The 7,413-nt window shown below is 69.0% G+C and carries 9 protein-coding genes; 7 read left to right on the top strand and 2 right to left on the bottom strand.

The window, feature by feature from the left end:
* The 4 genes from AB0G02_RS24205 to AB0G02_RS24190 all read left to right on the top strand — a co-directional run.
* A partial coding sequence (locus AB0G02_RS24205; protein WP_360797745.1) for an AraC family transcriptional regulator occupies positions 1-779 on the top strand: 779 nt, incomplete at its 5' end.
* A gap of 171 nt (positions 780-950) precedes the next feature.
* Entirely contained in the window at positions 951-1,304 is a 354-nt protein-coding gene (locus AB0G02_RS24200; protein WP_360797744.1) for a hypothetical protein, read from the top strand.
* Between the two features lie 34 nt (positions 1,305-1,338).
* On the top strand, positions 1,339-1,638 hold the full coding sequence (locus AB0G02_RS24195) for a YciI family protein (protein ID WP_360797743.1): 300 nt from the start codon (positions 1,339-1,341) through the stop codon (positions 1,636-1,638).
* Positions 1,620-3,149: an AMP-binding protein gene (locus tag AB0G02_RS24190; RefSeq protein ID WP_360797742.1), complete on the top strand. Its 1,530-nt coding sequence runs from the start codon at positions 1,620-1,622 to the stop codon at positions 3,147-3,149. Before AB0G02_RS24195 ends, AB0G02_RS24190 begins: the two co-directional genes overlap by 19 nt.
* An 18-nt stretch (positions 3,150-3,167) precedes the next feature.
* Here the strand turns inward: AB0G02_RS24190 and AB0G02_RS24185 are convergent, their stop codons facing one another.
* The gene (locus AB0G02_RS24185; protein WP_360797741.1) at positions 3,168-3,392 is read right to left on the bottom strand and encodes an MbtH family protein; all 225 of its coding nucleotides are present in this window, start codon (positions 3,390-3,392) and stop codon (positions 3,168-3,170) included.
* Positions 3,393-3,407: 15 nt separating this feature from the next.
* A complete protein-coding gene (locus tag AB0G02_RS24180) occupies positions 3,408-4,229 on the bottom strand; it encodes a GNAT family N-acetyltransferase (RefSeq protein WP_360797740.1) in 822 nt (273 codons plus the stop codon).
* Between the two features lie 300 nt (positions 4,230-4,529).
* On the opposite strand from AB0G02_RS24180, the gene AB0G02_RS24175 reads away from it, so the two are divergent.
* Genes AB0G02_RS24175 through AB0G02_RS24165 form a run of 3 tightly spaced genes read left to right on the top strand, consistent with a single transcriptional unit; the run spans position 4,530 to position 7,338 of the window.
* Entirely contained in the window at positions 4,530-5,474 is a 945-nt protein-coding gene (locus AB0G02_RS24175; RefSeq protein ID WP_360797739.1) for an amidinotransferase, read from the top strand.
* Between the two features lie 56 nt (positions 5,475-5,530).
* The gene (locus AB0G02_RS24170; protein ID WP_360797738.1) at positions 5,531-6,493 is read left to right on the top strand and encodes a fatty acid desaturase; all 963 of its coding nucleotides are present in this window, start codon (positions 5,531-5,533) and stop codon (positions 6,491-6,493) included.
* Positions 6,490-7,338 carry a hypothetical protein gene (locus AB0G02_RS24165; RefSeq protein WP_360797737.1) on the top strand — a complete coding sequence of 283 codons (849 nt, stop codon included), beginning with the start codon at positions 6,490-6,492 and terminating at the stop codon, positions 7,336-7,338. Before AB0G02_RS24170 ends, AB0G02_RS24165 begins: the two co-directional genes overlap by 4 nt.
* The last annotated feature ends 75 nt before the right edge of the window (positions 7,339-7,413 follow it).

Genomic DNA, 7,413 nt, shown 5'->3' with positions numbered 1-7,413 from the left:
GGTTCGCCATCATCACCCCGTTGCGCGGGTCGTGCCAGGTCGAAGCCCGGGACGGGGGCGGCAGGCGACGCGTCACCCTGGTGCCGGGCGAGGTCTGCCGGATCGCACCGGGTGAGCCGGTCCGGATCCGCCGGCTGCCGCCGGGGAACCCGCCCTTCGAGCTCGCCTGCGCCCAGCTCCCCACGACGATCTTCCAGGACGTCGCACGAGCACACCCCACGTCCGTCGAGGAGGCGCTGAGGCCGCACGCGCTCAAGCACCTGGACCTGCACCTGGCGTCGATGGTGTCCGTGCTCGTCCACGCGCGTGAGCTGGGAGCGGGGGAGGACTACGCGGTCAGCGCGTCCCGGTACCTGGCGAACTACCTGCTCGCGCCGCGGACCGCGGAACACCAGGGCACCGGGGGCCTGAAACTCGACCAGCTCGCGGAGGTGATCGCCTACATGAAGGAGAACCTGCGGGAGAACATCACCCTGGACCGACTGGCGGAGCTGGCCGCGGTCAGCCGGTACCACTTCTTGCGCCGGTTCTCCGAGTCCGTCGGGGAGACGCCGTTGCAGTACCTGATCAGGCTGCGGGTGGACGCGGCGCGGTACCAACTCGTGGCCGACGACGAGCCGGTGTCGCAGGTCGGCAAGCGGTGCGGCTTCCAGAGCCCGGAACACTTCGCCAGGGTGTTCCGCAAGTGGGTGGGGTGCTCGCCGTCGCAGTACCGGAAACGGGTCCGGCGGGAGGGCGCGAGCGCGTCAGGGCATCAGGAGCCCGATACGGCGTGCTGATCGGCCTCCGCCCGGTCGGCCCTGAACAGCGCAATATTCGACATGGACTGCGCAAGGTCGGTCAAGCAGCTGCTCGCCTTGCCGATCTAGGCTCTCCACCGAGGGCCGGTTCCGCGTTCCAGGGCAGCGGCAACGGAACAGGTGTGGTGTTTCAATGGAAGACGACCTTTCGTGAACCACGCGACGGTGGTGCTGCGGCTTCGCGGCCCGCACGCTGACGAAGCCGCACTGGAGAGCGCCACTGCGGAGGCGCTTTGGGCCGTGGCGACGCCCGAGGATTCGATCGAGGACGTGCACGTCCAGGTCATGCGGGACCGCCTGTACGTGACCTTGTTCCGGATCAGTCGAAATCGTGAGGAGATCCGGGCGATCGCGAGGGAGGTCTGTCGGCGGACGATCGCGGCCTCCCCTTTCCTCTCGCAGATCGTCCAAGGTGAGATCAAGACCATCGTGCTGCCGCTGAAGTCCTTCGGGATCGATCCGTACGCCCATCGGAAGGTGCACGGTGGACTGCGGCCCAGGTGATGGCCGACCTCCGTGACCAGGACAAGGAGACAACGTGACCGTCTTCGCCGTGACGACAGCGAAGGGACCCCACTGGGAGTACGCCCGGGGCATCCGGGAGCAACGCGAATGGGACGGGCACTCGGACTTCGCCGATGACCTCTTCGACCGTGATGTCATCATCCTCGGCGGTCCGATCGGTGACGGCGGCGGTGAGGACGTCGGACTCCTCGCCGTGGTGGCGGCCGACGAGGACGAGGTGCGGTCCATCTTCGCCGAGGACCCGTGGGCCCTGAACGGGGTCCTGCGCATCAAGGAAGTACGTCCCTGGACCCTGTGGCTCGACCGACGGTGAGCCACAACTACACGCACAGGGTCCTGGACAGCCTCGACAGGCAACCCGAGCGGATCGCCTGCCACCAGCCCGACGGGACCACGTTCCGCCGTGGTGACCTGTCGGCCCTGATCCACCGGTTCGCGCACGTGTTGGCGGCGAAGGGGGTGCGGCGAGGATCGAGCGTGACCCTGCTGTCCGACAACCGGGTCGAGATCATGGCTGCCAAGTACGCGGCGAACCTGCTCGGCGCGCGGACCACGTACCTCTACAACGGTCTGGCGGCGGCCGTGCAGGCGACCATCGTCGCCGCCGTGGACACCGACGTGCTCGTGGTGGACTCCGCGCTGGCCGGGCGGGCCGCGGAGGTGCTCGAACGAGCGCCGGTCGCCACGGTGCTCGGCCTCGGCTCGATCGGGCCGGGAGAGGACATGCTCGCGTTGGCGGACAAGGCTCCCGGCGATCCGGTCACCCCGACCGAGGTGGACGCCGACGACGTCTGCTACATCCGGCACACGGGCGGCACGACCGGGAACCCCAAGAGGGTCCAGGTCACCTACGCGACTCAATCAAGCCTCTACGACCTCATGAGCACGGTGGTCGACGCGGACATGGTGCTGCTGCTCTGCATGCCTCTGTCGCACGCCGGCGGCCTGTCCGCCGAGATGGTGCTCGGCCTCGGTGGTCGACTGGTGCTGCACCGGGGTTTCGACCCCGCGAAGGTGCTCGCCGACGTCGCCGCGCACCGGGTGACCGAGCTGCACCTGCTGCCACCGTTGCTGTACCAGGTCGTTGACCACCCGACAGCCGGCGACCACGACCTGTCCAGCCTGCGCTCGGTCAGCTACGGCGGCTCCTCCGCGTCACCGACCAAGATCGCGCAGGCGCTCGGACTCTTCGGTCCTGTGCTGGTGCAGGTGTACTCGCAGAACGAGGCGAGCGTGATCTGCGAACTGTCGGCTCAGGAGCACCTGGAACCGGAACTGCTCGCCACCGTCGGACGCCCGGTCCCCGGAGCGCGGGTGACGATCCGCGACGAGGACGGCAACGAGTTGCCCACCGGCCGGGAGGGGGAGGTCTGCGTGCGGTCGTCGACGGCCGCGAAGGGGTACTGGCGCAACCCGGAGCTGACCGCGCGGGTGTGGCGCGGCGGCGAGGTGCGCACCGGGGACGTCGGCTACTTCGACGAGCGGGGCTACCTGCACCTGCGCGGGCGGATGGAGGACGTGGTGATCGTGGTCGGCGGGTACGTGTACCCGGCCGAGTTGGAGGAGGTGTTGGTGCGACACCCGGCGATCGCCCAGGCCGCGGTGTTCGCCGTTCCCGACGTGGACGAGGTGGAACGGGTGCACGCCGCCGTCGTGGCGCGCTGGGGGCGCGGTGTCACACCGGAACAGGTGCGCGCCTTCGTCACGGCCGAACTGGGGGCCATGTACGCGCCGCACCAGGTGCACCTGGTGGAGCGACTCCCGCTGACCGACGCGGGCAAGCCCGACAAGAAGCTGCTGCGCCGATCGACGGCCGGCCGGTGAACGGGTCGACCGTGAACTTCACGGAGCGCTGTCCTCCGTCATGGCGACCTGGAGGCTCCTCGGCCTCATGTCCACCCAATGCCGCTCGATGTAGTCCAGGCACGCCGGTCGGCTGTCTTCACCGAACACGATGCTCCAACCGGAGGGCGCCGGTAGGGAAACCGGCCACAAGGAATGCTGCCCCTCCTCGTTCACGAGCACGCAGAAGCGACCGTCCTCGTCGTCGAACGGATTGACGCTCATGATCTCCCTTTCCGATCAGTTGTGGGGAGTTCCGGTGGAGTTCTGCCCGCTCGGTTCCCGGATGAACTCGGAGACGGTTCCTATCTGCCGGAAGCCGGCTCGCCGGTATGCGCGTTCAGCGATGCCCCCGGCGGCTGCGAAGAGGCCGGCGGGTATTCCGGTCGCGGAGGCGTCGGCATGGACGGCCAGTGCGACTTCGGTGGCGATCCCCATCCCTCGCCAACTGGGGTGGAGGAGCAGGTTCTTGACTCGGACGATGGTGTCCGAACGTACGATCCCTACCGTCCCGTAGGTCCGGTTCGCGCCGTTGATCATGAAGTAGTGGAGGATGCCGCTCTGCCACTTCCTGCGCTCGAATTCCGCCCATGACCGTGCGTCGACGTGGTGACCGTCGGGGGCGTGGGTGGATTCGCTGTCGATGCGCACCTTCTCGGCCCAGTCCGCTGCCGACGCGATCTCCCGCAGCCGGACCGGGGCACTGCCTCGTGGCGTGCGTTCGGGGTCGCGAACGAGCATCGACTCGAAGCGCTGCACATATCCGTGGGTGAGCAGTTCGGTCTCGAGGGCGGGCGATCGGCCGGTCAGGTAGAGCCGATAGCGGTGTCCGCCCGCGGTTCGAACGGCGTTCTCGAATTCGAGCCGCCACCGACGCGCGCTCGCCGCCGTGGCGGAGAGGTCGACGCGAATGGCGAGGCAGCCCGCGGCGAGGTGTTCGAGACCGGGGGCTCGGACCAGGGTGAAACCGTTGCCTCGCAGTGATTCGGCACCTGCCTCGAAGTAGATGGTGTCGGTGTCCACCATGTCTTCCAGACGACGTCGCTGGAGTAGGGAATCCATGGCTCGGTCTCCCTCTGCTCTAGTGAGCCGAGCCTCCCGCACCCGGGCCCGGGCGGTCTGCGGGACCAAGGTCCCATGGTGCCGCCGCCGGACCCCGAACCACACTTGTCGAGCGGCCTGGTCCGCGGGTTCACCGCTCAACCGGGAACTGCCACCCACGGTCAGGAGAAACCGTTGCCCCACCCATCCGCATCGCGGAGTCCTGTGCGTTCGTACACCGAATGGGACCCGTTGGAGGAGGTGATCGTCGGTATCGTCGACGGAGCCTGTTTTCCGGGCTGGCACCTCGCCCTCCCCCCGGTGTTGCCGGCCGATCAGCACGAGACGTTCCGCCGGATGGCCGGCCGGCCCTTCCCTCCGGAGCAGGTCGCGGCCGCGGCGGCGGAGCTCGACGAGTTCGCGCACATCCTGGAGAGCGAAGGCGTGATCGTGCGCCGGCCCGAACCCATCGCGCAGGGTCGGCCGTACCGGACGCTCGACTGGACCAGCACCGGCATGTACGCGGCGATGCCGAGGGACGCGCTGCTGGTGATCGGTGAGCAGATCATCGAGTGCCCGATGGCCTGGCGTTCCCGCTACTACGAATCACTGGCCTACCGCCCGCTGCTCAAGGAGTACTTCCGCGGCGGCGCCCAGTGGACGGCCGCGCCGAAGCCGGAGCTGACCGATCAGCAGTTCGACCAGGACTGGGTCGAATCCGACCCGGTCCGGCTGGTGGTGACCGAGTTCGAACCCACGTTCGACGCCGCCGACTTCGTCCGCTGCGGCAGGGACATCTTCGCCCAGCGCAGCAACGTCACCAACGACTTCGGCATCGAGTGGCTGCGTCGGCACCTGGGGGAGGACTACCGGGTGCACGTGCTCGAGTTCGCCGATGCGCACCCGATGCACATCGACGCCACCCTGGTCCCGCTGGCGCCCGGCAAGCTGCTGATCAACGCCGACCGGGTGCCCGAGGTGCCCCGCCAGTTCCGGGACTGGGACGTGCTGGCCGCACCGGAGCCGGTGATCCCGGCAGCGCACCCGCTGTACCTGACCAGCAAGTGGATCAACATGAACCTGCTGGTGCTGGACGAGCAACGGGTGGTGGTGGAGCGGCAGGACGAGCCGATGATCGCCGCCATGAAGGGGTTCGGGTTCACCCCGATCCTCTGCGACTTCCGCAACTTCAACAGCTTCGGTGGCTCGTTCCACTGCGCCACGCTGGACGTGCGGCGCCGCGGCGCCCTGGAGTCCTACTTCTGAGCGTCCTTGCCTCGGGCAACGGATCCTTCCCTGTCCGGTACGCACTAAGGGGTGCCATGCGCGTCTGGAGAGTCTCGTCGCGGGACGGCCTGTTGGTGATCTACAGCCTGGCCCACTTCGCGGTCCTGTTCTGGTGTGCCGCCACCTGGGCGCAGGGCGGCTGGCCGGCCCGCGTGGCGCAGGTCGGCCTGCTCGCCGCGATGACCGCGTACAACATCATCGTCGTGTCGCACCTGTTCACCCACGTGCCGTGGTTCGTCTCGGCCCGGCTGAACGCGGCGGTGTCGGCGCTGAACTCGGCCAACATCGGGCAGTCCGTGCAGGCCTACGAGCTGACGCACGTGCGCAACCACCACCGGTACAACAACGACGCGCCGGGGGACACCGGCACCACGAAAGACCTGTCCTCCACGTACCGGGACGGCCAGAACGGAGAACACGCGCCGCTGCTGCGCTACGCGATCGGCGGGGCCTTGCAGTCACTGCGCGACCGCGGCCACGAATTGCTGGTCATCGTGCGACTGGGCAAGCCCGGTGCCGGCGAGCGCGTGCTGATCTCGTTGGCCTGGCGTCGGGAACCCCGGCGCAGCCGCGAACTCCGCCAGATCAGGATCGACCGCGTGGTGCGCTGGCTGTCGCTGGCCGTGCTCACGGTGATCTCCTGGCAGTGGGCCCTGTTCTGCTACCTGCCGGCCTACTTCCTCGCGCTGGTCATGGTGAACGTGCAGAACTACTACCGGCACTACGGCGCCGACCCGGACAACAGGGCGGCCGACTCGGTCAGCCACTACGGGCGGCTGTACAACTGGCTCGCGTTCAACGACGGCTACCACCAGGAGCACCACCTGAACCCGGGCGCGCACTGGTCGCAGCTGCCGACCGTGCACCGGCGGCACCGGACGCGGCTGGACGCGCAGCCCCGGATCGTCAGCCCGTTGCCCGCCATGCTGGGTTTCCTGCACGCCGGCCGGCCGCTGTTGCACCGCGCCCCGGCGGACGGGGACGGAGGACGTTCGTGACCATCGCCGGCCGGTCGTTGCCGCCCACGTCGTTCCGGGTGCACCAGACCACGCGGGTCGTCGACTACGACGCCGTGTCGCGTGTGCTGCGCGGTGACCTCGCCGCTTACCGGATCCGCTCGTACCTGTCCACCTCGGACTGCGAGCGCATCGTCGCGAACTTCTGGTCGCCCACGATGCCCCGGACACCGCGCTACGGCGACGGGGTCGGCGGGGTCGAGGGCTACATCGTCGGCGCGTCGCACGTCGACCGGACCACCGAGGAGTACCTGGCTTCGGTGGAGCAGTCGGCGGACGCGGTGCGCGACCTGTATCGGGACGCCGCCAACCCCATCGCGGACTTCCGCTCGTCGTTGACGGCCCGCGGCGTCGTCCCGGCGGCACGGGCGGCCAGGCACGACGGCAGGCCGGCCGGGGACTCGAAAGCCGTCTGCTGGAACCAGGAAGGCGAGTTCCTGCTGCAACCGCACGACGACCTGGCCCAGCTCGGTGATCCCGCGCAGGCGGGGTTCGAGGTCCAGCGGCTGGGGCGCGTGATGGCGGTCAACGCCTACCCGCAGGTGATCGCCGGCACCGGGCAGCTCAAGGTGTGGAACGTCGAGCCGGACGAGGCCTCCCGGGATCGACTGGGGCTGCTGCACAGCGGGTTCCCCTACCCGGTCGAGCTGCTGACCGGCGTGCCGTCGGTGGTCATCCCGGTGGAAACCGGTGATCTCTGCGTCCTCAACGGGAACCTCGTGCACGCCGTGCTGGGTGGCGAACCCGCCGGCCAGGACCGGAGGCGGCTGCTGCTGACCTGCTTCACCGGGGTGGACGACCGCGGTGAGCTGATCTGGTGGACCTGACGCGCCGTCAGCCGAGGCCGGCGGCGCGTTCCCACACGTGTCGGGCGGCCTGGACATCCTCGACCGCGAGGCCGA

This window comes from Actinosynnema sp. NPDC023658, assembly GCF_040639995.1.
Lineage (GTDB): Bacteria > Actinomycetota > Actinomycetes > Mycobacteriales > Pseudonocardiaceae > Actinosynnema.
The sequence above is the reverse complement of the archived record's forward strand: the minus strand, read 5'-3'. Positions and strand labels throughout refer to the sequence as shown.

Excerpts from the sequence above, each read along its gene's own strand:
- AB0G02_RS24180 (WP_360797740.1), bottom strand. The coding sequence starts at position 4,229 with ATGGATTCCCTACTCCAGCGACGTCGTCTGGAAGACATGGTGGACACC.
- AB0G02_RS24185 (WP_360797741.1), bottom strand. The coding sequence starts at position 3,392 with ATGAGCGTCAATCCGTTCGACGACGAGGACGGTCGCTTCTGCGTGCTC.
- AB0G02_RS24170 (WP_360797738.1), top strand. The coding sequence starts at position 5,531 with ATGCGCGTCTGGAGAGTCTCGTCGCGGGACGGCCTGTTGGTGATCTAC.